The organism is Vibrio sp. T11.5 (assembly GCF_027587155.1).
In the GTDB taxonomy this organism is placed as follows: Bacteria; Pseudomonadota; Gammaproteobacteria; order Enterobacterales; family Vibrionaceae; genus Vibrio; species Vibrio neptunius.
In genome coordinates, this window is record NZ_JAPPTP010000071.1 from 1 (window position 1) to 559 (window position 559).

Genomic DNA, 559 nt, shown 5'->3' on the forward strand with positions numbered 1-559 from the left:
CTTGTTTGGAGAACCAAAACCGATGATGGTCTTAGTACAGATTAGCGTAGGGCGTGGGTCCGCTTTCGCTGCCTCAATCGCTGCATTGATCGCTTCAGGATCGTGACCGTCTACTGCAGGAATGACATGCCAGCCGTACGCTTCAAAACGCTTAGGTGTATCGTCAGAGAACCAGCCTTCAACATGACCGTCGATAGAGATGCCGTTGTCATCCCAGAATGCGATCAGTTTGCCCAGACCTAGCGTACCAGCCAGAGAACAGGCTTCATGAGAGATACCTTCCATCAGACAGCCGTCACCCATGAATGCATAAGTGAAGTGGTCAACGATGTCGTGGCCTTCTTTGTTGAATTGCGCTGCTAGAGTTTTCTCAGCTAGCGCCATACCTACCGCGTTAGTGATCCCTTGACCTAGTGGGCCAGTCGTCGTTTCGATACCTGGTGCGTAACCGTACTCTGGGTGACCTGGAGTCTTAGAGTGCAGTTGACGGAAGTTCTTCAGGTCGTCGATTGACAGCTCGTAGCCTGCTAGGTGAAGCAGAGAGTAAATCAGCATAGAA

Annotated in this window: 1 protein-coding gene; it reads right to left on the minus strand. The window is 51.2% G+C overall.

What is annotated here, in order from left to right:
• Positions 1-559: thiamine pyrophosphate-dependent enzyme (locus tag OH455_RS23225; protein WP_269982942.1), on the minus strand; the 559-nt coding region annotated here is incomplete at both ends.